This window comes from Janthinobacterium sp. DSP2-3-3 (assembly GCF_049897325.1).
Classification (GTDB): Bacteria; Pseudomonadota; Gammaproteobacteria; order Burkholderiales; family Burkholderiaceae_D; genus Janthinobacterium.
In genome coordinates this window covers 1-21,151 of record NZ_JAFCWA010000006.1, presented here as the reverse complement: position 1 = coordinate 21,151, position 21,151 = coordinate 1, and the positions used below count along the sequence as shown (strand labels likewise).

19 protein-coding genes are annotated in these 21,151 nt (G+C 59.7%); 8 read left to right on the top strand and 11 right to left on the bottom strand.

Annotated elements, in window-relative coordinates:
- Positions 1–68: 68 nt before the first annotated feature.
- From ACP7DE_RS13485 to ACP7DE_RS13440, 10 genes are all read right to left on the bottom strand, one after another.
- Positions 69–335 carry a PAAR domain-containing protein gene (locus ACP7DE_RS13485; RefSeq protein WP_426072581.1) on the bottom strand — a complete coding sequence of 89 codons (267 nt, stop codon included), beginning with the start codon at positions 333–335 and terminating at the stop codon, positions 69–71.
- Between the two features lie 13 nt (positions 336–348).
- Positions 349–1,980, bottom strand: a complete 1,632-nt coding sequence (locus tag ACP7DE_RS13480) for a type VI lipase adapter Tla3 domain-containing protein (RefSeq protein ID WP_426072580.1) — start codon at positions 1,978–1,980, stop codon at positions 349–351.
- 85 nt (positions 1,981–2,065) lie between these two features.
- Positions 2,066–4,342, bottom strand: coding sequence for a T6SS effector phospholipase Tle3 domain-containing protein (locus ACP7DE_RS13475; protein WP_426072579.1), 2,277 nt, complete (start codon positions 4,340–4,342; stop codon positions 2,066–2,068).
- Positions 4,343–4,360: 18 nt separating this feature from the next.
- Entirely contained in the window at positions 4,361–7,156 is a 2,796-nt protein-coding gene (locus ACP7DE_RS13470) for a type VI secretion system Vgr family protein (RefSeq protein ID WP_426072578.1), read from the bottom strand.
- 214 nt (positions 7,157–7,370) lie between these two features.
- Entirely contained in the window at positions 7,371–8,366 is a 996-nt protein-coding gene (locus ACP7DE_RS13465; protein WP_426072577.1) for an extracellular catalytic domain type 1 short-chain-length polyhydroxyalkanoate depolymerase, read from the bottom strand.
- Between the two features lie 84 nt (positions 8,367–8,450).
- Entirely contained in the window at positions 8,451–10,655 is a 2,205-nt protein-coding gene (locus ACP7DE_RS13460) for a TonB-dependent receptor (RefSeq protein ID WP_426072576.1), read from the bottom strand.
- 148 nt (positions 10,656–10,803) lie between these two features.
- The gene (locus tag ACP7DE_RS13455; RefSeq protein ID WP_426072575.1) at positions 10,804–11,613 is read right to left on the bottom strand and encodes an alpha/beta fold hydrolase; all 810 of its coding nucleotides are present in this window, start codon (positions 11,611–11,613) and stop codon (positions 10,804–10,806) included.
- 126 nt (positions 11,614–11,739) lie between these two features.
- Entirely contained in the window at positions 11,740–12,378 is a 639-nt protein-coding gene (locus ACP7DE_RS13450) for a TetR/AcrR family transcriptional regulator (RefSeq protein ID WP_426072574.1), read from the bottom strand.
- Between the two features lie 109 nt (positions 12,379–12,487).
- Positions 12,488–13,444 (bottom strand): bifunctional helix-turn-helix transcriptional regulator/GNAT family N-acetyltransferase, encoded by a 957-nt coding sequence (locus tag ACP7DE_RS13445; RefSeq protein ID WP_426072573.1) that lies wholly within the window; start codon positions 13,442–13,444, stop codon positions 12,488–12,490.
- Positions 13,445–13,479: 35 nt separating this feature from the next.
- Positions 13,480–13,947 (bottom strand): hypothetical protein, encoded by a 468-nt coding sequence (locus ACP7DE_RS13440; RefSeq protein WP_426072572.1) that lies wholly within the window; start codon positions 13,945–13,947, stop codon positions 13,480–13,482.
- Positions 13,948–14,220: 273 nt separating this feature from the next.
- Here ACP7DE_RS13440 and ACP7DE_RS13435 point away from each other — a divergent pair, with 273 nt between their 5' ends.
- From ACP7DE_RS13435 to ACP7DE_RS13425, 3 genes are all read left to right on the top strand, one after another.
- Positions 14,221–14,742, top strand: a complete 522-nt coding sequence (locus ACP7DE_RS13435; RefSeq protein WP_426072571.1) for a DUF1993 domain-containing protein — start codon at positions 14,221–14,223, stop codon at positions 14,740–14,742.
- 23 nt (positions 14,743–14,765) lie between these two features.
- Positions 14,766–14,906, top strand: a complete 141-nt coding sequence (locus tag ACP7DE_RS13430) for a hypothetical protein (protein WP_426072570.1) — start codon at positions 14,766–14,768, stop codon at positions 14,904–14,906.
- 63 nt (positions 14,907–14,969) lie between these two features.
- Positions 14,970–15,116: a hypothetical protein gene (locus ACP7DE_RS13425; protein ID WP_426072569.1), complete on the top strand. Its 147-nt coding sequence runs from the start codon at positions 14,970–14,972 to the stop codon at positions 15,114–15,116.
- A gap of 14 nt (positions 15,117–15,130) precedes the next feature.
- Here the strand turns inward: ACP7DE_RS13425 and ACP7DE_RS13420 are convergent, their stop codons facing one another.
- Positions 15,131–15,847 (bottom strand): SDR family oxidoreductase, encoded by a 717-nt coding sequence (locus ACP7DE_RS13420; RefSeq protein ID WP_426072568.1) that lies wholly within the window; start codon positions 15,845–15,847, stop codon positions 15,131–15,133.
- 164 nt (positions 15,848–16,011) lie between these two features.
- Here ACP7DE_RS13420 and ACP7DE_RS13415 point away from each other — a divergent pair, with 164 nt between their 5' ends.
- From ACP7DE_RS13415 to ACP7DE_RS13395, 5 genes are all read left to right on the top strand, one after another.
- Positions 16,012–17,316, top strand: a complete 1,305-nt coding sequence (locus tag ACP7DE_RS13415) for an MFS transporter (protein WP_426072567.1) — start codon at positions 16,012–16,014, stop codon at positions 17,314–17,316.
- Between the two features lie 329 nt (positions 17,317–17,645).
- The gene (locus tag ACP7DE_RS13410; RefSeq protein ID WP_426072566.1) at positions 17,646–19,226 is read left to right on the top strand and encodes an isocitrate lyase; all 1,581 of its coding nucleotides are present in this window, start codon (positions 17,646–17,648) and stop codon (positions 19,224–19,226) included.
- A gap of 139 nt (positions 19,227–19,365) precedes the next feature.
- Complete coding sequence (locus ACP7DE_RS13405; protein ID WP_426072565.1) at positions 19,366–19,548, top strand: type II toxin-antitoxin system HicA family toxin; 183 nt, start codon at positions 19,366–19,368, stop codon at positions 19,546–19,548.
- 52 nt (positions 19,549–19,600) lie between these two features.
- On the top strand, positions 19,601–20,023 hold the full coding sequence (locus tag ACP7DE_RS13400) for a type II toxin-antitoxin system HicB family antitoxin (protein ID WP_426072564.1): 423 nt from the start codon (positions 19,601–19,603) through the stop codon (positions 20,021–20,023).
- A 173-nt stretch (positions 20,024–20,196) separates the two neighbouring features.
- Positions 20,197–20,829, top strand: a complete 633-nt coding sequence (locus tag ACP7DE_RS13395) for a LysE family translocator (RefSeq protein WP_426072563.1) — start codon at positions 20,197–20,199, stop codon at positions 20,827–20,829.
- Positions 20,830–21,151: the final 322 nt, after the last annotated feature.

Genomic DNA, 21,151 nt, shown 5'->3' with positions numbered 1-21,151 from the left:
AGTTCAGGGGCGGGTATCGCCCAAGCGCAGATTATATAGTTACCACGAAATACAGGGAGCAGCGGGCGTCAGGACGTGCGCACGTTGACACCACCTGCCAGCAGCTTGGCGCCGCAGGTGGTGGTGTCGCCTTCGAAGGCGATGGCGATGCCGTTGAGGGTATGCCGGGAGGAGCCGCTGGCGATCTTGCAGCCCTGATGCCCCTTGATAGGGCAGCTGCACAAGTCCCCCACGCAGGCGACAGCAATGCCGTTGACCGTAAAATGCGTGGCAGCACAACTGAGCACCTTGCCGCCGTGCGACGTGGCGTCGCCCAAACGGATGACTTTGCGCATGCTGCCTCCCGTTCTACTTGCCCGCCGAGCTTTCCAGGATGGCTTCCACCGATGGCGCCGCGTAGTTGGCCGGATCGACAGCCGGCGTGACGCGGCTGCGGAAAATATCGCCACTGGCGTCCTGCTGCTGGCGTTTGGCGTCCGATGGCGGCGTAATGAAGATGATGCTGGCCTCATTACCGTCCCGCAAGTTAATCGCCGCACTGGCGCCGCCATCACGATAGCTGCCCATCACGCCGATGGCCATCTGCATGAACCAGGTCGCCGCACCCGTATTACCCAGGCGATGATCGGTATTAATGAACTGCGCGCTCTTGCCGCTGTCGATTTCCGGCCCGCCCTGCGCTGCGTAGTCGTGCAGCATGCCTTCAAGCATCAGCAACTGCTCCGGCTGATTTCCCGTGCCGGCCACGATGCGCGCTGGCCCCTTGCCACGCTCCGTACCAGGCAAAGTCTGCAGCGCCTGCTGCCAGCCTGCATTGAATAACCTCTGGCGCTGGTCGCGCCGCGTGACGGGCTTGCCCTCTTCATCCGCGAACTTGACGAACACGGGCCGGTGCACGAAACCGAACGAGGGTAGGCGGTCGAAGGTTTCCATCTGTTCCCGGTTCCACGGAATGGGAAACCACGGCGTCGGTTTCCAGTCGCGCGGGGGACGATTTTCCCAGGGATTGAGCTTGTCGAAGGTATGCAAGCCCACGCCGCGGATATCGGACCGCTGAGCGAAAGCGGCAGCGGCGGCGAGCCATTCGGCGACGGTGGGTTGACGAGGTATGGGAGGAAAATCCGCTCCTAGCTCCTTGTCTGGTTTCGCCAGAGATTCCATCAATTGATAATACATCGCTCTGAATTGCTCTTGCACGAACTTATTTCCGAGATCGTCCCATATCGCTGGCCGCAAAAAATCAACACGTTCGCGCCGTGCCAACACAAATGCCACGGTGGTATCGGGCATATCGGGGATGTAATATCCATCCTGCAACATCTTTGAATCCCCTTTCGCACGAATACCATCTCTCGTCCCCGCACTATCATCGGACATCAGAACCACATACGGCACGTCAGGATGAATATCAAAAAACTCAAAGATGTTGAGCAGCAATTTGTCAGGATGTTCAGCCAGACTCCAAGGCGCTATCGAAAACAAATGCCATGCCATCCCGGAAGTTCCCGCGCCGGCAATCAATCCAGCCATCGGCACTCCAGTTTCAGGCTGTTGCTTAGAATCACGAATTGGTGGCCCCGCATAAAATGACGGCACTCCCCAGTACAGCGGCGTAAAGTTGATTCCGTTCTCCATCGCATCGTATGCACGCCCTCCGCTCACCCCATTTTTATCCAAAGCGCTCCACGCGTACTTGCTCTTGTCCTGTTCTCGAATAGAAGTAAAAGCACTTCCTTTTTGTAAGACATCCCATAGCCTAGCTTGCCGATACCTATCAAAGGTCACACCAAGGCCTATCACTTCCAAGACATATTCATCCCGTGATGTCATACCATTTACACTCTCCTTCTGAACCTGCGCAGATATCTTTTTCGATGCTGACTCTCTTTCACTTGCTTGTGCCGATACACTGATCCACCTAAAAAATAGGACAAGAAACAGTATTAGCAATGGAATACCAATCCAACGAACGACGGTCATGATGACCTCCTGCTCTAACTATTGAAAGGTATCGCTCCTCAGTTAATCGCAGAGCGACCAGAAAACTATAGAAATCTAAAGTCATTCAAGTCTTCGACTTCTTGACATCAGAAGTCCTTTTGCCACTTTTGGTTTCTGATATGACGATTTTCCACAAAGTTCCTGTCAGCAACGGTAGATCAGCGGGTAAGACACCTGAGTTGTAATAAGATATGTTCCCTTTGATGACATTTTTCCTCCAACTATTTTCCGTATCAAAATACATACGAAAATTCTCGAGGACCTCCGACCATAAAAGGATTCCTGGTCGTCGTTTTCCGCTTTCGTACGATATCTTCACCCGCCAATCTGCCACCGCACATAAATACGCATAGAACTGCGGATCAGAACTGGCCTTGCCGCTGCCAATCGCCACGTCGTACGCAGTTACCTGGCTGTGATTTTTGGCGCTTCCGATAATCGAACTGTGGAAGGACTTGGCACTGACTTCCCGCTGCCAGCGCAAGCGTGCCTCATTCGGGCTTTCCTGGATGGTTGCCAAGACATTTCCTTCCGTGTAGCGGGTGGCGGCAATGACCTTGCGTTGATCGAGCGGCCCTTTGCCATCGAGTTTCTTTTCCTTATTATAAGCAGTCGTCATCAAGGCCAATTCGGCCCCACGTATGGCTTCATCGCGCTCTGGGAAACGGCGATAGCCGGCCGGATCCGGGCGATCCTCTGCGGTTGTATGCAGGCCGCTTCCGCTGGTAAGTGCCACTGATGCATCGCAGGGATCGACTTCTTCCGCAGGTCCCTGATCGGCAACAGGACGATTTCTCATCATGGACGTTGCCGGGATATTCGCCGGATCGATTTGCGATATGCCGCTCAGGTCGGCGGCTACAGGCTGTTTCAATACTTCGCCCGTGATGGTGCGTATGCCATTGCGCTGCGCTATCTTGCTCAACCTGGTATTGACAGGCCAGGCCACCGCTTGATGTTGTGCACGGTGTTTTCGCAGAGAAACCTCCACATGCGACTGCTCGGTTTCCGTCGGCAGGCGCAACGGAAAGTCAAAAGGTGGCGGCTTGCCTACCAACGACACCGTAGTCTTGCCCGTGGCCGGATCAAGGCGGGTCTTGTCGCTGAATACCCGTTGATAGAATCTGCCGCCCAGTTCCGCCAACGCGCCGCGTACCTGCTTGCGTTCCACCATCTTGGTATGTCCGGAGGAAATACTGTACCCATCAAGACTGGAGGTCTCCTCTTCTTCCACCAATTCACTTCCCAATGCATGATCGGGCACGCCATCCCAGCCTATGCCCTGAATATTATCCAGCGCCACCGTCATGTCTTCAGGGCAAAAATACAGATAAACCTTGCGGCGGTTGTCGCGGTCTTCGGCGCTCTGCCAGCGGCTACCGACCATGCCGCGATGCTCATCCTTTTTCAAGTCGGCAAACGACGGCTGGCAGGCCTGACCACTGCCTTTTGTCACACCGGCCACGATATTCGCCAAAGTCTTCAGGCGCGCACCCATGGTCTGCGCACCACTGAGCAAATGATAATAGGGCTTCATCGCCGCATCCTCGCCGCCATCGAACCAGGCGGCACCTCGCATCAACAGAGGCAGGCTGTCCACCAGGCTGTACGGCGGATGCGTGAGTATCAAATTATCGGCCGGCGCCAACCCTTTCTCCATCAGCATGGCTTGCGCCAGCAACGACAACAGGCAGCCCTGGCTGTGCGCAACGATGCTGACGGTATCATCCGCATCGTAATCGCGAATCATGGAAATCAGTGCTGCCAGGCGCTGGGCTGCCAGCACCATATACATGCGTCCAGGCGCCGTCCTCAGCGGGCGCAAGGCATCGCCCAGGGGATCCGCAGGCGCATACATGCCCGGACGCCAGATGTCGGGCAAGCTGCTGGTGGCGTTGCCGAACGGCCCGCCTTCCTTGGATAGGTCCTTGTCGAGGCGGTTACCGTAGCGATCGACGAACTGGCCGTTGACGGTGCGGCATTTCACTCCCACTTCACGGTAGCCCCAATAAAACGGAATCACGGGGCTATTGGTGTCCTTGGCTATGGTGCGCTTGAAGAAGACGGCGTCGGGATCGTCTTCCAGCTTGTCCTTGTCGGCCGCCACGGGCATGCGGTAAGTTGCCGGCGTAAATGAGCGGCCCAGCCTGGCCTCCAAGCCAGCGCACAAGCCATGCTCCATCGCCTTGTAGCTGACGCCCACATCGTTGACGCCGTGAATGACGATGATATTGCCCGGCAGGTTGCGGCGTATTTTTACCTTCTTGCAGACGGTGCGTTCGCAATGCAGGATCGCCACGTCGTCACCCACCACGTACGGCACTTTTGGATAGCTGCCCATCGCACTCTCCTGGCGTCATCAATCCTTGTTGTTGAACACTTCGATGGCGGCCAGGTGCATCGCTGGGCGCTCCAGCACCTCCGTCTTGCCGCCCCCGTCACTGCGGCCATCTGCCAACGAACCATCGCCCAATTTCACGGCAAAGTGCGCTTGCGGCGCCAGTTGCGGTGCTGGCGGCACGCCATCGACGGGACTGTCGTCGCCCTCGTACTGAAAGATGAATTGCTGATCGGCCTTGCCGTCGGCAAAGTTTGGTAATTGCACGTCCATGCTTTGCGGATCATTAAACACAAAATTGGGCGCATTGAAGTTCAGTGGCGACTTGCTGCCAAAGGTGATGCCATCGGCGATGCGGATGAAAGCGCCATACTTGGAAATCAACACGATTTCATCGGCCATCCCCGTCAGCTTGCCCTCGCTGGCCGTCAACTTCAGGTTTTTCCCGGCATTCAGTTCCATGTCGTCATGCTGGCTTTGCAGCAAGAACTTGCCATGGTGCGCGATGGCGCGGATGCCATCCGCATGGGCAAACAACGAGATGCCCTTGCCTGCGTTGACGCTGTAGCGCTGGCCCGCCACCGCTTGCAGATGCTGCTGCGCCACCGTATCGATATTGCTGACGGCATAGCTGATGATGGCCTTCGAACTGGCAAAGCTGATGCCGGCCGGTGCCGTGACGGCAATCGCCGCTGCACCGCCCAGTTCGGCACGGGGCTGCGTATTGCTGCCGCCTTCCCAGCCTTTCAAACCGTGCTGCAATTCCTGCTGCGCCTGATCCTCCTGCACCAGCGCCTGATGCGTGGCCGCATAGCTGCCAAGAGAGCGAAACAATTCCAAACAGTTTTCCATCAGGCCTAGATATTCGGTGCGCGCCATGTGGCCGCCATCGCCATTCAGGCGCTTCCAGGCCGAGATCAGCATGCCCTTGCCCGCCCGCATCGCCAGTTGCTCGTCGGTGCGCAGCTCGGCACCCTCGCCGCGCGCGTCGCCCTGACCATTGCGCCGATCCTGCGTCAGCCAGCCCAGGTTGAGCTGGCTGGAACCATGATCGCTGGAAAGCTGGGCATTGATTTGCCCATGCACATCGTCAAAGCGCAGTTGATTGGTGCGCTTGCCCTTGATTTCGCGGCTCTTGATGCCGGACAAATAACGGTTGCCAGGCAGGTCACCGGCCTTGCTCAAGGCGATTGGCAACGCGCTGTGGTTGTACAGCTGGCCGACGACAATGGGCCGGTCCGGATCACCACCGAGAAAGGCCAGCAAGACTTCGCTGCCTACACGGGGCAAGCCCAGGTAGCCGCATTGCTGCATGCTGCCAGGTCCGCTTCCAGCCCAGCTCGACGCGACGCGCACCCAGGCCGAATCGGCATCGGTGTCGGAGGCACCCGTGCCGCCTGCATGTTGGTGGTCCAGCGTGCGCGTGGCGGGAAAGCGCACCTTGACACGGCCCATCGCATCGCAGTGGACTTCTTCATTGGCTGGCCCCACCACCACGGCGCTTTGCATGGTAACCGGCGGCAGGTCGATGCGCGTGTCGTAGGCCGGCACGATAGCCACGCCGCGCCGCACGGCAGTCAGTTCGATACGCATGCGCAAGGCGCCGGCATCCACCGCCGCCGCCAGCTCGCGCGGCGGCAGCGATGCGTCATCGGCCAGCCAACGATTGCGCGCAAACAGGCGCGCCACCCGAGCGGCAAGCTCCCTGGGTAAATTATTTTGCGCCGCTACCTGCAGCGACGTGACGACAAAATCTCGCTCGGCCGCTGGCAAGGCATCGATATCGGGATGCTCGGCCAGAGTAAAGTATTCACCCGGGCACAGGTCGCGTACGCTGCCTTCGGCATGAAAGCAATGGTTCTCGTAATCGTGCTGTTGCATGGCCAGCATGCCCAGCTGGCACAACGCTTCATGATCCGCGCCCGCGCGCGGCGGCAGCACGCGGTAATCATCAAGGGTGGCGGCAATCGCGTTGCCATGCGTGCCCTGCTGGCCCTGCCCCATGGCGTCGGCTGTCATGAGTGGCCGCGCACGCGGGTGTTCCTCATTCCAGCTATGTCGCGTTACCTTGCCCGCCTGCAGCTTGCGCACTTCGCTCCACAAGGTCAGGGTGTCGCGCTCTTCGGTTGCCCGGTCCGCGTGATAGCGCACGGTGTCCGCCATGTTCTTTCGCAAGCCATCGGCGTGGTTGAATAACACCAGGGTATGCGCCGGCTCGGCATGTGCATCCGGATTGCCCTCAGCACGAAAAAACCAGGCGACGCCGTTGCGCTTGAGCAAGCGGCGCACGAAGGCCGCATCGGATTCATTGTGCTGCATGACAAATTCGCGCTGCGGATAGGTCTGCGCCTCGAAGAAATCGGCAAACGCATACTGGAAGGCATGCGCCAGCACGGTATTGCTGCGTATCCATTCGTCGAGCAGGGTCTTGACGATCTCGATATCCGTCAGGCGTCGGAAGACGCGCGTATTGCAGCGTTTTTCCATGATGGTGAACGCGTCCGTCAGCACCAGTTGGTAGCTGGTCAGCGCGCCGTCGCTGTCGCCAGCACTCGCTTGCGTGACTAGGCCGCAGATGCTGCGCAACTGGCCCTGGTCGGTGACGATATCGAGCGCGGCGGGCAAGGCAATCAAACTGCTCAGCGGCAGACCGGCATGCGTCGAGACGCACAGCACGCGGTAGGCGATGCCGCCACAGATGGTCTCGCTGCCGACGATGCGCTGCGGTATCAGCACACCGGTGGGCACCTTGGGCGAGATACCCAGGCGCAGGCGCAAGGGACGTTGGGTACCCGATATCAACTCATCACCGTCCATGGCGTTCTCCTCATTCGCGCCTGCATCGAATCAAGCTGGAGAACCGACAATGCCATGGGATGGCAGGGAAATACTTGATATTTAGTAAGAACGCGCCAAGGTTCCCATAACTTCCGTCAGCCTTTGCCGCTTGGCCAGCAGAGCGGGGCTTGACCAGCACGACGTGGCGCTATCGCTGCGCCCCATTGTACAAGCTGCACATTTCCTCACAGCATTAGCGCTGGACATTCTTGAAGAAATTCCAGCTGATTACAGTGGCGTCCGGTCCCAGCTCATCGCTGAATGGCCAGCCTGGCGGACCGCCGCTCCACGCGTGATTCATGCCTTCCACCGTGTACTTTTGTGCGATGACGGCGCCGTTGTGCAGATACGTATCGATGGAGTAACTGCGGCCGTACGGCACCGTCTGGCGCACGATGCTGTCGGCACGGTAGCGCACGCTGTCATTGTCGAGGCCATCGTCGCCGACATCGCTGGTCTGCAAGAATTGCTCGATGGTTTGCTCGCCGTTGAGGGGGTTGACGACGATGTCGGAGGTGCCGTGGAACACCATCGTCGGCATTAGCCGGCGCGGCGAACCGGAGCAGCGCCAGGCATCCTTGCCGCGTATTTTCGGGTCGAAGGAACTGCCGTTGAAGAGGGAGTCGGCGGCCGTGAGCATGCCGATGGCCCCCTTGTACATGCCGCCCGAGTGCACCATCACGGCGGCGAACACATCGGAGTAGCAGGCAGCCATGATGGAGGCCATGGCGCCGCCCGCCGAAATGCCCGTGACATACACGCGGCTGTCTTGCACCGCATACTTGTTCTTGACCTTGTTCAAGATGCCCATTAGCACGGCCGGCTCGCCCGTGCCACGCTCCTGGTTCAGCGGCAGCATGAAATTCCAGCAGCGCATGGGATTGGCCGTGGCGTTCTGGCGCGGATAGACGACGATAAAGTTTTCGCTATCAGCCAGCTGGTTGTAGCGGCTGACGGCGGCCATGCTGTTGGGCTCGGAACCACAGCCGTGCAGCATCAACACCACGGGCAGCGGCGTGTTCGGATTGTAATTGCTCGGTAGCCAGACCTGGTATTCACGTGCCCCCCACAGGCTCGCATACAGGCCGAAGTCCCACTGCCCAGCAGAGGCCGGCAGCGCGGCCAGCAAGCCGCAGGCGGCGATGATTGCAGATAACAAGTGACGCAGTTGCTGATTCAGATGTGCCATGCCAGTCTCCTGATTATTATTAACGACGAAAACAGCGACAACAAACCGGCTTGATACACATCAAGCCGGCACTTCTACAACCTCTTAAAATTTATAGCCTGCCTTGGCGATGATTTGGCGCGGTGGACCGTAGAAACCGTCGAGGATGAACACGGCGGGAATGTTGTAGCCATCCGTGCGGTAGCGTTTATTGCCCAGGTTGCTGCCATGCAGACTGAAGGTCCAGTTCTTTGGCGCTTCCCAGACGACACCCGCCGTCCAGATGCTGTAGCCGCCTTGCGCCAGGGTCTCGCTCAAGTCCGTGGTCGGATACACCTTGCTGCGGTAGCCATAGCCGACCATGCTGCGCAAGGCCCCGCCGAACACATCGCGGTCCGTGCGCGTCAGGTTCAAGCCCACTTGCCGACGCGGCGTGTTGCTGAACTTTTGCGTATCCGCAATGTTCTTGCCGCCGCTCATGAACTCGTCATAGCTGGCATTCAGCAAGGCGAGGAAACCGTTGACTTCCCATTGGCGGTTGGGCCGCCACGAGAATTCGAACTCGGCGCCTTTGACGGTCGCCTTGCCCGCATTCGTGAAGTCGCCATAAAAGCCCGGCACGCCGCCCGGCTGCACATAGCTGGTGAAGACGGACAGCTGGATATCCTTGTAGCGGTTGTAGAACAGGGCCACGTTGGCATCGAACGTATCGTCCGGCGCCGCGTACTTCATGCCCACTTCCAGCGCGTCGAGTTTTTCATCCTTGTAGGGCCGCGCGGAATCGGGCACCACCAGGTTGTTGGCGCGCACGTTGTAACCGCCCGATTTGAAACCGCGCGACAGGTTGCTGTAGAAATTCGTCGTCTTCGACGCTTCATAGCGCACGGACAGTTTCGGCGAGGTATTGCTGACCGACAGGGACTTGTCGAAGTCGGCCGCCGTCTGGATGGGCCGCGTAAAGCCCACGTCGGCAAAGGCGCGGTTGAGCACGATGGCGCGCTTTTCCTCGCGCGTGTGGCGCAAGCCCGCATTGATGCTCCACACCTTGCCCAGCGGCCAGGTCCAGTCCGTGTACAGCGCCGTGCTGTCCGTCTCTACCGTGCTGACGGCGGCCGTGAACTGGCGTCCCAGGAAGTTGTTGTAGATGCCGCCGCCGGCCGTGCCTTCGAAGCGGTACAGGCCGATCACGCCGGCGCCGTAGTCGCCGCTGTATGACGCTTGCAATTCCAGGCTTTTCTGCTCGTCGCGCGAGTCGCCGAATACGTCGGCGATGGGCTGCGGCAAGCCGTCGAAGTCGATGGTTTGCTCGGACGTGCTGCGCCGCTTGGCGCCGATCACTTTAACGGACCACTCATTCGACAGCGTGTAGTTGGCCACCAGCGAGCCGCCACGGTTGTGCGTGAAGTTGTTGCCCGGCATGCCGCTCTGGATGTCATACGCATTCTTGCTGGCCGGCCGCTTGAGCGGGTCGAAGGCGCTCACGCCCATGCGCTGGAAGCCGCGCACGCCCGATTTATCGTCCGTAGCGTCCAGGCTCAGCACGACAGTCAAAGGGATGTCCTGCGGAAAGTAACCGATGGAAAGGCGCGCGGCCGTGCTGTCCTGGTCGCTGACCTGTTCGCCATTGAAGGTGTTGCGGCCGAAGCCGTCGCGGTCCAGCTTGGCAGCCGCCAGGCGCGCGCGCCAGGTGCCGTTCTCGTTGGCCAGATTGAAGGCGGCCTTGAAGTTGCGCTGGTTGTAATTACCGATACCCACTTCCGCCGAAGCGCCGTTTTCCTTCGCCAATGGGCGCGAAATGTACTTGATGGCGCCGCCAATGGTGTTCTTGCCGTACAGGGTGCCTTGCGGGCCGCGCAGCACTTCGATGCGCTGCACGTCGAACACGTCGAGCAGGGCGCCTTGCGGACGAGCCATGTAGACGTCGTCAAAATAAATGCCCACGCCCGGGTCCACGCCCCAGACGGGGTCGGCCTGGCCCACGCCGCGGATGAAAGCCGTCAGGGTGGTGTTCGTGCCGCGCGAAGCGTACACGGTCAGGTTCGGCACACGCTCCTGCAAGTCGGCCAGGTTCTGGATATTCGCCCGTTCCAGGGCCTTGGCGGAAAACGCCGTGACGGCCAGCGGCACGTCCTGCAGCCGCTCTTCGCGGCGGCGGGCGGAAACGGTGACGGTTTCCATGCGTTCTTTCGCATCGCTGGCTTCCTGGGCCGTGCTGGCAGCAGCGGGAGTGGCTTCCTGCGCCTGGGCCTGGGTGGCAAAGGCACCGGCAACGGCGAGGGCGGCGGGCATTAATTTCAAAGCAAGTTTCATAGCGTCTCCAATGTCAGGCTTGCTTGCCACCAGGGAAGACGGCCGGATTCCAGACTCGCAAGACGTAGCGGTACCGGCGCGCGTGTAGCGAGCACCTGCCCTGCGATGACTGTTTCCCGGCCCCCTGCCCGTGCGGCAAGTGGCCTGTTTATTTTGAATGTGTGGCGAAGAAGGACTGCAACAAGGTATTCACACGCTGCGCCTGGTCCAGGGGCGTGGCGTGGCGCGAGTTCGCAATAATCTCGATCTTGCACTGCTGAAACTGTGCGGCAAAGGCCCGCTTGCTGGCGACGGGCGTGTAATCCTGGTCGGCCGCCATGATGAAGACAGGCATGGCCAGAGCCTGGAAATGCATGTCGATATCCCAGTGAAAAATGGCGTCCAGCGCGGCCAGGTAAGCGCGCTTGTCCATGCCTGCCATCTGCGTGGCGAAGCGCTCGACCAGCGCTTGCTGGGATGGATCGGGAAACAGTTTCTTGCCGATGATCTTGCCCATGGGCTTCAAGCCCAGGGTGGCAATCACCGTACGGCGCAGCCAGTAGGCAAACAGCAAAGATGCCGGCTTGCTGCCCTGAAACGGCTGGGAATTGATCAGGCACAAACTGGCCACGCGGCCGGGCGCGCGGTTAGCCATTTCCAGGCCCACCATGCCGCCCAGGGAAAAGCCGACGATGTGCGCGCGCGGCACGTCGAGCTGGTCCATCAAGTTGAAGAGGTCGTTGGCAAAGTCGCCGATCTGCCAGTCGCCACCCGGCGCGGGACTGGCGCCATGGCCGCGCATATCGGGCACGATCAGGCGATAACTAATGCCGAGGGCATCGATTTGCGGGCGCCAGTCTTCGCCGCAGGACCCGAGGCCATGCAACAAGAAAACGGGCTCTGACTGCGCGGGCTCGCCCTGCGCCTTGCCGAGGTCGAGGTAATGCAATGGAACATCGGATGTCGTGTGACGCCGCATTCTGTCTCCTTGCTGTTGAACATGCTTTGTGTTCAGGTGCAGGAATCTGTTTTCCTGCTGTTGGAAAACATAATACGGAATCCGAATTCCGATTTCAAGTTAAATCGCTAAATATCTTAGGTTATCTCAAGTCAGGTAATTTAAAGCAACACGCACCAGTTCATCTTCCAGTGCCGCGCCCGATAAAAAGGACAGCGAACCCGTCAGGGTGTGCTGGTTCAAGATGCCCAGCAGCACGGGCGGCACCACCATCATCGCCTGCGTGGGGTTCGGGTGGCGGATGCTGGCCGACTTGCTGGCCAGCACGGCAACCGTGCGTTGCGAGATCAAATGATTGATCTGGTGCACCCTGTCACGAAATTGCGCATCCTGCGACGCGCGCGTGATCAAGGCCCGCAAGACGCCGCTGCGCCCGCCATTCACGGCCACGAACATGGCCACCATGGCGCGGATGAAGTCTTCCAGGCTGCGCGTTTCCCACTGGCGCAGTTCCGTCAGGGTCTCGACCTTTTCCACCATGTCGGAAAAAAAGCGCTGCAGCAGCAAGCGGCTCAACGTGTCCTTGTCGCCCAGCAAGCGGTAAAAGGTGCCGACCGATGTTTCCGCCAGCCTGGCCAGGTCGGCCACGCCGATTTCATCAAAACGGTTTTCCGCCAGCAACTGTTCGCCCACCAGCAGCAAGCGCTCGAACGCTTGTTTGCTGCGCGCCTGGGTGGGCTCCGGTGGAACGATCATCTGCGGGAAGGGCATCGGGAAGGAAGGCATGCGGCGTCGGCGTCTCTCGATAGTGGAACCTAGGTTCCGTTATTGGGTGCGCGTATTGTAACGCGGGAGACGGCCGATAGGGAGCGCCGCATGGCAAGCCCAACGTGCGCTACCTGCCCTGCCACTCCATGTAGACGTCGGCACGCTGGTAATGGGCATCGCCGGCTGGACGCGCCACGTGCGTAAAACCGCTGCTTTCGTACAGGCGGATGGCGGGCGCCAGCTTGCTGTTCGACTCCAGGAACAGCAGTTGTGCGCCGCTGGCCTCGAAGGCATGGAAGGCCCGTTCGATCAGCCGCCGCGCGATGCCCATACCCTGGCATTCTGGTGTGACAGCCATCTTCGACAGCTCGATGCTGGCGTTGCCGGCACGGATCAGCGCGCAAGTGCCAACGATTTCTCCATCGAGGCGCGCGAGGAAAATCTGCCCGCCAGCGTCGAGGATCGAGCGTTGCGGATCGGACAGCACCATGTCGTCGAGCGCCTCGACATAGAAATAGCGCTCCAGCCAGGCGATATTCAGGCGCTTGAAATCGGCCGCATAGTGGGCGTCGTAGTCGATGATTTCCACGGCGGCCCGTTCGCGCTGGCGCCGGCAGGCGGCGATCGTCTCGCCAAAGCCTTGCGCCTGCAAGCGCGCTTCCGCCCGGTCCACGCTGGCCATCAGCTGCGGTGTGCCTTGCTCGAACACGGCGTCGACGGCCGCGCGCACATCGTCCCACAGGGGCGCCATGTTGCGCAGCAAGGCTTGCCCGGCGTCGGTCAGCGCCAGCAGGCGGCGCCGCTCATCCTTGGCGTCCGGCATTTCCGCCACCACGCCAGCATCGAGCAGCTTGCGCCCCAGTTGCACCACCACCGGGTGCGTCTGCCCGATCTGCGCGGCCAGGGCCGTGATCGCCGTGGGGCCGTTGTCGCGCAGCAGCAATAACAAGGGGAAACAACGCGACGTCAGCTCGACGCCCGCCGCCACATAACTGGTATCGACGCCGGCATACAGTTGATCGGAAAGACGGCGCAGGCGACTGGCCAGCATCAGTGAGCCGTAGGTTTGCAGGTTGGAGGACATGATTAGGGAGATATATGTAAGTAGTTACGTATATCCTAACTCAAACTGGCCTTCCAGATCAACCGCAGGCTTAGTTCGTCTTCATCCTCCAGCATCGCCGCTTGCCACCCGGCCTGGAATACCGCCTCGGCCATCGTGCCCAGAGTCGGCCACACCTGCGTCAGCCAGCGCTTGCCCTCCTCGCTGGGCTCAACGTACAGCGCGCTGCGCGTGGCGCAGTCCAGGCCAATCGCGATGACTTGCCCCGCATCTTCCAGGCCGCCCGCGATCATGGCGGCGATGGGCAAGGCGATCAGCTCTGCGGTCAAATGCGGACGCAGCAGGCAGGCGGGCGCAATGATGGCGAACGATGCATCCACATAATTCCAGCAGTTGGTGGGCCAGTGGGCAGTCTTGACGGCATCGAGGAAGGCCGCGTCGCTGAAGGCATCCGGCTGGGCTTGCGCCTGCGCATAGAAGGCGGCAAGGGCGACGAGTTGTGGCGGGGAAGTCCAGGTGGGCATCGGTCATTGGTCCAGGCAAGCTGCGCCAGGCTGGCGGCAAAGGCGGACTGTAGCATGTTCAATCGGCACGCTGAAACATGGCTGGCCCGGGCATAATGCTGGCATCGCTCTTGCCCCTCTATGTGTGCATGCCGACCGCCCTTGAACTCTGGAAGGCCGAACTATTCAATGTGGGCGCCTGAGCGCAAGGCCGCATGCCAAGCTTCGCGCCGTTTGCGCAAGAGCCGCACGCCTTTCCGCTCCCAACTCATCCCCAACTACATGAGGAAGTCCATGTCGGTCTACGCCATCACCATCGCCTGCTTTGCACAGATGCTGCGCTCCCTGACAACGCTGTTGACTAAAGGCGAGGAACGCGCCCAGGCACTAGAGTTTGAGGTACAAAATCTGCTCGACGCACGGCTGGCGCCCGACATGCACACCCTGGCGCGGCAGGTGGAATTCACCTGCACCCAGGCGCAGGAAGCCGCGTGCCGGCTGACGCAGCAGGCGCTACCCCAACTCGCCACGCCCGCCAACATGCGGCAAGCCAAGGCGTTGATCGAGGACACCCTGGCGATGCTCGCCTCGGCGGACCGCGCAGTGATCGACGCTGGCGCAGAGCGGCAAGTATCGATCACCCTGGCCGACGGCCTGAGCTTCGACATGACGGGCCAGGAATACGCGCTCAACTGGGCCACGCCGCAATTCTATTTTCACCTGGTGACGGCCTACAACATCCTGCGCCATAACGGCGTGCCGCTAGGCAAGGCCGAGTACGTGCAGCATATGTTTGCGTATGCGCGTCAACCATAAGTATAGATGAAGGAAGGAAAGCAATGCTGCTATCACTCGACGATCCCATCTGGCCCACCCTGGAAGGCGGCTACCGCATGCCTTACGACGTGGCCGAGGCGCTCAAGGCCATGCAGGCGGGCGAAGACGTGTGGCATGAGCTGTGGGAAGAGCCGCACCACTAGGCAGCCTGGGCGCAACTACCCGCCATCGCCGCGCGCGACCTGCAGGGTCAACTCGACCCCGTCATGCTGGAAGCCGTGCTCGCCGTGCTTGCCCTTGCCAATGGCAAGCTGCGGCTGGGCGCCCTGCTGCTGCAAATGGACTCCTCCGAAGTGGATGACTGGCTGGAAGAGCGTCTCGGCTGGTCCGAGGTCTACGGCAAAGACGCGTAAAGCTTGGAAATAAGCTAGAAACGCTCGTCGCGCAGCGCCGGCAGCACCAGTTCGCGCACGAACGAGGCATTCGATAAGCTCAGCAGCATACGCACGACGGCAACGACATCATGCACGGGGATCAGCTCGCCCTCGCCCCGCGCGGCGGCGTCCGCCAGCGGCACCGACAAGCCATCGTAGGTATTCAGGTAACCCAGTTGCAGCGCCGTCACGGCCAGTCCCTGCGCACGGAAACCTTCACGCAAGGCGTCGGCGATGCCGTTCAGGGCGAATTTCGAGGCGCTGAACCTCACTTCTGGGCGGCCGCTCTGGCGCAGGCCGGACGTCGACCCAGTGAGTATCAGCTGCGGCTTGCTGCTGGCCAGCAAGCGGGGTACCAGGCGCTTGAGCAGCAAAATGGTCGCCGTGATGTTGGTATTGACCATGTCGACGATGGCGTCGTCCGTATCGCCGAGAAAAGCGTAGTCGTCGCTGAAGGCCTTTTCTTCCCATACGCCCAGGTTGTAGATGACCGCGTCCAGCGCGGCAGGTGCCTGGCGCGCAATGCGTTCGACGGCATCGGTCGGCACAGCCAGGTCCGCCGCGATCCATTGCAGCTGCGTGCCCTGCCCTGCGGGCAAGTCGGCAGCTGGCTGGCGCGATACGCCGATGACGGTGTGCCCGTCAGCGAGCAAGCCATCCACCAGCGCGCGCCCCAGGCCCCGGCTGGTGCCCACGTTCATGATATGCATACTGTGTCCTTTCCAATGAAGTCCACGCTGATGATAGCGGCGTTGTATTAAGCACTTGTATTAAGCACAGCTGAGGCGACTGCCCATCCCCACGCGTTTACTCACGCGGCGGAAATGCGTATGCTAGGTCTGGCAATCTCCGATAACACACAAGAACGAGACACATGCCTACTTCCAACACCGCCGCAATCGACGCCGCAAGCCGTCCCCTCACCCAACAAGACTATAAAACCCTGTCGCTGGCCGCCCTGGGTGGCGCGCTGGAATTCTACGATTTCATCATCTTCGTCTTCTTCGCCAATGCCATCGGCCAGCTGTTCTTTCCGCCGGAAATGCCGGAATGGCTGCGTTTGCTGCAAACCTTCGGCATCTTCGCCGCCGGCTACGTGGTGCGCCCGCTTGGCGGCATCGTCATGGCCCACTTCGGCGACTTGCTGGGCCGCAAGCGCATGTTCACCCTGTCCATCCTGATGATGGCCGTGCCGACACTGCTGATCGGCCTGCTGCCGACGTACGCCACCATCGGCCTGGCCGCCCCGCTGCTGTTGCTGCTGATGCGCATCTTCCAGGGCGCGGCCGTGGGCGGCGAAGTACCGGGCGCCTGGGTGTTTGTCTCGGAACACGTGCCCAGCCGTTTCACGGGCTTTGCCTGTGGCACGCTGACGGCCGGCCTGACGGTGGGCATCCTGCTCGGTTCGCTCGTGGCGACGGGCTTGAACACCGTCTACACACCGGAAGAAGTAACGGGCGGCGCCTGGCGCTATCCGTTCTTGCTGGGCGGCATCTTCGGCTTCGGCGCCATGTATTTGCGCCGCTGGCTGCATGAAACCCCCGTCTTCGCGGAAATGCAGCAGCGCAAGGCCCTGTCCACGGAAATGCCATTGAAAGCCGTATTGCGCAGCCACCGCGGCGCTGTCGCCGTGTCGATGCTGCTGACATGGATGTTGTCGGCCGGCATCGTCGTCGTCATTTTGATGACGCCTGCCCTGCTGCAAAAGATCCACCACATCGCCCCGCGCACCACCCTGGTGGCCAATAGCGTGGCGACGCTGTGCCTGGCCTTCGGCTGCATCATCGCCGGCATGCTGGCCGACCGCCTGGGCGGCAAGCGCGTGATCTTCGTCGGCTCCGTGCTGCTGGCCATCAGTACCTATATTTTCTACACCACCATCGGCAGCCGCCCCGACCTGCTGCTGCCCCTGTACGCCATGACGGGCCTGTGCGTCGGCGTCGTCGGCGCCGTGCCTTACGTGCTGGTGCAAGCGTTTCCAGCTCAGGTACGCTTTTCTGGACTCTCGTTTTCCTACAACTTGTCATACGCGATTTTCGGCGGCCTGACGCCGGTGGTCGTGACTCTGATGCTGAAGAACAACGTGCTGGGCCCCGCCTACTACGTGATCGGCGTGTGCGTGATCGGCATGTTGACGGCGCTGTTCATCAAGGACCAACGGCAGACCGTGGGACGGTAGATCAGCCGCCTGCGGCACAAGCCACCTTCGGGTGGCTTTTTTACACCCCGATTTGTCGCGCTGCACCAAAATCTGAAAAGGCGTTTCACATTACGGGATTTCAAACAGCGAACTCAGCCATTAATGCTCTCGCTTTTTGAAAATTCATTCCACATCGCAAAAAATACAAATTAAGTCGTTGAAAAACAAGGAATAAATTTAAGTTATATGTCTTATATAAGACTTGAACATCGGCGCCAATCGGCCTACTATTTAGTCATGCAGTTCGCATCGACAAAGCGGCGCACTCGACGATTTTCTCAAACTTAGTTTTTCTTTAGGAGATACACATGTCCCAATATCAAGACGACATCAAGGCTGTTGCCGGTTTGAAAGAGCAACAAGGTAGCGCATGGAATGCCATCAATCCCGAGTCCGCCGCCCGCATGCGCGCCCAGAACAAATTCAAGACCGGCCTGGACATTGCCCGCTACACGGCCAAGATCATGCGCAACGACATGGCTGCCTACGATGCGGACCCCTCCAAGTACACACAGTCGCTCGGCTGCTGGCATGGTTTCATCGGTCAACAGAAGATGATCTCGATCAAGAAGCACTTCAACAGCACCGACCGCCGCTACCTCTACCTGTCCGGCTGGATGGTCGCTGCCCTGCGCTCCGAGTTTGGCCCGCTGCCAGACCAGTCGATGCATGAAAAAACCGCCGTCTCGGCACTGATCAAGGAACTCTACACTTTCCTGCGCCAGGCTGATGCCCGCGAACTGGGCGGCCTGTTCCGCCAGCTGGACGCCGCCCAAGGTGCTGAGAAACAAGCGATCCAGGCCAAGATCGACGGCCATGTGACCCACGTCGTGCCCATCATCGCCGACATCGACGCCGGTTTCGGCAATGCTGAAGCGACCTATTTGCTGGCAAAACAATTCATCGAAGCGGGCGCCTGCTGCATCCAGATCGAAAACCAGGTATCCGACGAGAAACAATGCGGCCACCAGGACGGTAAAGTCACGGTACCGCACGAAGACTTCCTGGCCAAGATCCGCGCCATCCGCTACGCTTTCCTGGAACTGGGCGTGGACGACGGCATCATCGTCGCCCGCACCGATTCGCTGGGCGCCGGCCTGACCAAGCAGATCGCCGTGACCAATGAACCAGGCGACCTGGGCGACCAATACAATGCCTTCCTCGACTGCGAAGAAGTGTCGGCCGACGCGCTGGGCAATGGCGACGTCATCATCAAGCGCGAAGGCAAGCTGCTGCGTCCGAAACGCCTGCCGAGCAACCTGTTTCAGTTCCGCGCCGGTTCCGGCGAAGAGCGTTGCGTGCTGGACTGCATCACCTCGCTGCAAAACGGCGCCGACCTGCTGTGGATCGAAACGGAAAAACCGCATATCGCGCAAATCGGCGGCATGGTCAGCGAAATCCGCAAGGTCATCCCGAACGCCAAGCTGGTGTACAACAATAGCCCATCGTTCAACTGGACCCTGAACTTCCGCCAGCAGATGTATGACATCATGAAGGCCGACGGCAAGGACGTGTCCGCCTACGAACGTACCCAGCTGATGAGCGTGGAATACGACCAGACGGAATTGGCGATCACGGCCGACGAGAAAATCCGCACTTTCCAGGCCGACTCGGCCCGCGAAGCCGGCATCTTCCATCACCTGATCACCCTGCCTACCTACCACACGGCCGCCTTGTCGACCGACAACCTGGCCAAGGAATACTTCGGCGACCAAGGCATGCTGGGCTACGTGGCCGGCGTGCAGCGCAAGGAAATCCGCCAGGGCATCGCCTGCGTGAAACATCAAAACATGTCCGGCTCGGACATCGGCGACGATCACAAGGATTACTTCAGCGGCGAAGCGGCGTTAAAAGCGGCTGGTAAAGACAACACCATGAACCAGTTCTAAGTTTTTGGTTTGGCTGTAGAGTGAAAAACCCGCTTCGGCGGGTTTTTTTGCGTCTGAACCTTGCGTGACGTCAGCCTCGGAATACACACTTATACACATTCTGTGTATGATTACACAAAGCGGCACTTGGGAGCGGCACATGAACTCAAGTCATTTGATCTGGATGCTGAAAGAAGATGGATGGGAAGAAGTACGCGTCAAAGGCAGCCACCATCACTTCAAACATGCTGAAAAGCCTGGCTTGGTGACGGTGCCACATCCGAAAAAAGACCTGCCTGTCGGCACAGGGAACAGCATATTAAGGTCTGCTGGCTTGAAGTGAGAGAGCTACAGCATGTTGCAGAGTTCGACAAATAGTGAGTGAGGGACTAGCAATGGATATCCCCGTTGTCATTTTTAAAGATGCCGGTAGTGTGTACGGTGTGAACGTCCCCGACATCAAAGGCGTCCACTCGTGGGGCGACAGCGTGGAAGACGCGCTCAACAACGTCCGGGCAGCCATCACCAGCCACATCGAGACACTGCTGGAGTTGGGCGAACCCGTGGATATCACGCAAAGCAAGATCGAAGCCCTGCAGGCAAATCCTGAGCATGTGGGCGGCATCTGGGCATTGGTACACCTTGACCTTGAAAAACTCGATAGCAAGCCCGAACGCATCAACATCAGCCTGCCACGCTTTGTGTTGAGCAAAATCGACCGCTATGCGGCGGCGCGACACGAGACGCGCAGCGGCTTACTGTCGCGTGCGGCACTCAGCTTGATCGAGGCCGAAGCCAAGGACGGTGGCGCGCGGTGATGTGAGGTGCCGGACTCGGGGCCCCGCCTGGCAGGCGCATCGGGCTTTGCGGCCTGCTGTCAGCGGTATTTGATGTGATAATCTTGATATTCCTCTAGCAGGCACGCACTGGAAAAACATCAGCTGCGCGGCGCGGCGTCTGCCCATGACATCAGTTTCATGAAAGGGGCACCATGCCCGATTTGACAGCCTTGCTGATGTTTGGACTCGTGGCCCTGGGCATGGCGTTGACGCCCGGCCCCAACATGATCTACCTGATTTCCCGCTCCATCAGCCAGGGCCGCCGCGCCGGCTTCATCTCGCTCGGCGGCGTGGCCGTGGGTTTCCTGTTCTACATGCTGTGCGCCGCCTTCGGCATTACCGCCTTTGTCTTTGCCGTGCCCTACGCCTACGATGCGCTGCGCTTCGGCGGCGCCGCCTATCTGTTGTATCTGGCCTGGCAAGCCGTCAAGCCGGGTGGACGCTCCGCGTTCGCCGTGCGCGACCTGCCTGTCGATGGACCGCGCAAACTGTTTCTCATGGGCTTGATTACCAATCTGGCCAATCCCAAGATTGCTGTGATGTATTTGTCACTGCTGCCGCAGTTTATTACGCCGGGGCATGGGAGTATTTTGGTGCAATCGGTGGCGCTCGGTTGCGTGCAGATCATCGTCAGCATCGCCGTGAATTCGGTGATTGCGGTGATGGCGGGGTCGATTGCGGGGTTTCTGGCAAGCCGGCCGGGTTGGGTGGCGGTGCAGCGGTGGATGATGGGAGGGGTGTTGACGGGGTTGGCGGTGAAGATGGCTACTGAGGGGAGGAAGTAGTTTTAAGAGTTGATTTTATGATGCGGCTACACTTGACGAGAGCGAATTAGTACTAGATATATACTTTTCTAGTAGCTAATAATAGGAAAATCGTTTGCTTTTCATACTGACATCAAAAACGGAACACTTAGCCAGGCATCCCGTTCCGAGTCCACCAACTATATTTTTGGGTAAGCGTAAAGCCAACGCCGTCTTGAGCCGGATGTTGATTTGCTAGATGATGGCATCACACCGCTGGGAAGCGGCGTGTTGTTTAGGCTGAGGGGAGCTGTGCGGCACAGTTCCAGGGCAGGAAGTCGCCAACCCGGTTGACCGGATGCTC

What these genes read in the sequence shown, in the direction of transcription:
- ACP7DE_RS13485 (WP_426072581.1), bottom strand. Translation starts at nt 335, where the DNA reads ATGCGCAAAGTCATCCGTTTGGGCGACGCCACGTCGCACGGCGGCAAG.
- ACP7DE_RS13480 (WP_426072580.1), bottom strand. Translation starts at nt 1,980, where the DNA reads ATGACCGTCGTTCGTTGGATTGGTATTCCATTGCTAATACTGTTTCTT.
- ACP7DE_RS13475 (WP_426072579.1), bottom strand. Translation starts at nt 4,342, where the DNA reads ATGGGCAGCTATCCAAAAGTGCCGTACGTGGTGGGTGACGACGTGGCG.
- ACP7DE_RS13470 (WP_426072578.1), bottom strand. Translation starts at nt 7,156, where the DNA reads ATGGACGGTGATGAGTTGATATCGGGTACCCAACGTCCCTTGCGCCTG.
- ACP7DE_RS13465 (WP_426072577.1), bottom strand. Translation starts at nt 8,366, where the DNA reads ATGGCACATCTGAATCAGCAACTGCGTCACTTGTTATCTGCAATCATC.
- ACP7DE_RS13460 (WP_426072576.1), bottom strand. Translation starts at nt 10,655, where the DNA reads ATGAAACTTGCTTTGAAATTAATGCCCGCCGCCCTCGCCGTTGCCGGT.
- ACP7DE_RS13455 (WP_426072575.1), bottom strand. Translation starts at nt 11,613, where the DNA reads ATGCGGCGTCACACGACATCCGATGTTCCATTGCATTACCTCGACCTC.
- ACP7DE_RS13450 (WP_426072574.1), bottom strand. Translation starts at nt 12,378, where the DNA reads ATGCCTTCCTTCCCGATGCCCTTCCCGCAGATGATCGTTCCACCGGAG.
- ACP7DE_RS13445 (WP_426072573.1), bottom strand. Translation starts at nt 13,444, where the DNA reads ATGTCCTCCAACCTGCAAACCTACGGCTCACTGATGCTGGCCAGTCGC.
- ACP7DE_RS13440 (WP_426072572.1), bottom strand. Translation starts at nt 13,947, where the DNA reads ATGCCCACCTGGACTTCCCCGCCACAACTCGTCGCCCTTGCCGCCTTC.
- ACP7DE_RS13435 (WP_426072571.1), top strand. Translation starts at nt 14,221, where the DNA reads ATGTCGGTCTACGCCATCACCATCGCCTGCTTTGCACAGATGCTGCGC.
- ACP7DE_RS13430 (WP_426072570.1), top strand. Translation starts at nt 14,766, where the DNA reads ATGCTGCTATCACTCGACGATCCCATCTGGCCCACCCTGGAAGGCGGC.
- ACP7DE_RS13425 (WP_426072569.1), top strand. Translation starts at nt 14,970, where the DNA reads ATGCTGGAAGCCGTGCTCGCCGTGCTTGCCCTTGCCAATGGCAAGCTG.
- ACP7DE_RS13420 (WP_426072568.1), bottom strand. Translation starts at nt 15,847, where the DNA reads ATGCATATCATGAACGTGGGCACCAGCCGGGGCCTGGGGCGCGCGCTG.
- ACP7DE_RS13415 (WP_426072567.1), top strand. Translation starts at nt 16,012, where the DNA reads ATGCCTACTTCCAACACCGCCGCAATCGACGCCGCAAGCCGTCCCCTC.
- ACP7DE_RS13410 (WP_426072566.1), top strand. Translation starts at nt 17,646, where the DNA reads ATGTCCCAATATCAAGACGACATCAAGGCTGTTGCCGGTTTGAAAGAG.
- ACP7DE_RS13405 (WP_426072565.1), top strand. Translation starts at nt 19,366, where the DNA reads ATGAACTCAAGTCATTTGATCTGGATGCTGAAAGAAGATGGATGGGAA.
- ACP7DE_RS13400 (WP_426072564.1), top strand. Translation starts at nt 19,601, where the DNA reads ATGGATATCCCCGTTGTCATTTTTAAAGATGCCGGTAGTGTGTACGGT.
- ACP7DE_RS13395 (WP_426072563.1), top strand. Translation starts at nt 20,197, where the DNA reads ATGCCCGATTTGACAGCCTTGCTGATGTTTGGACTCGTGGCCCTGGGC.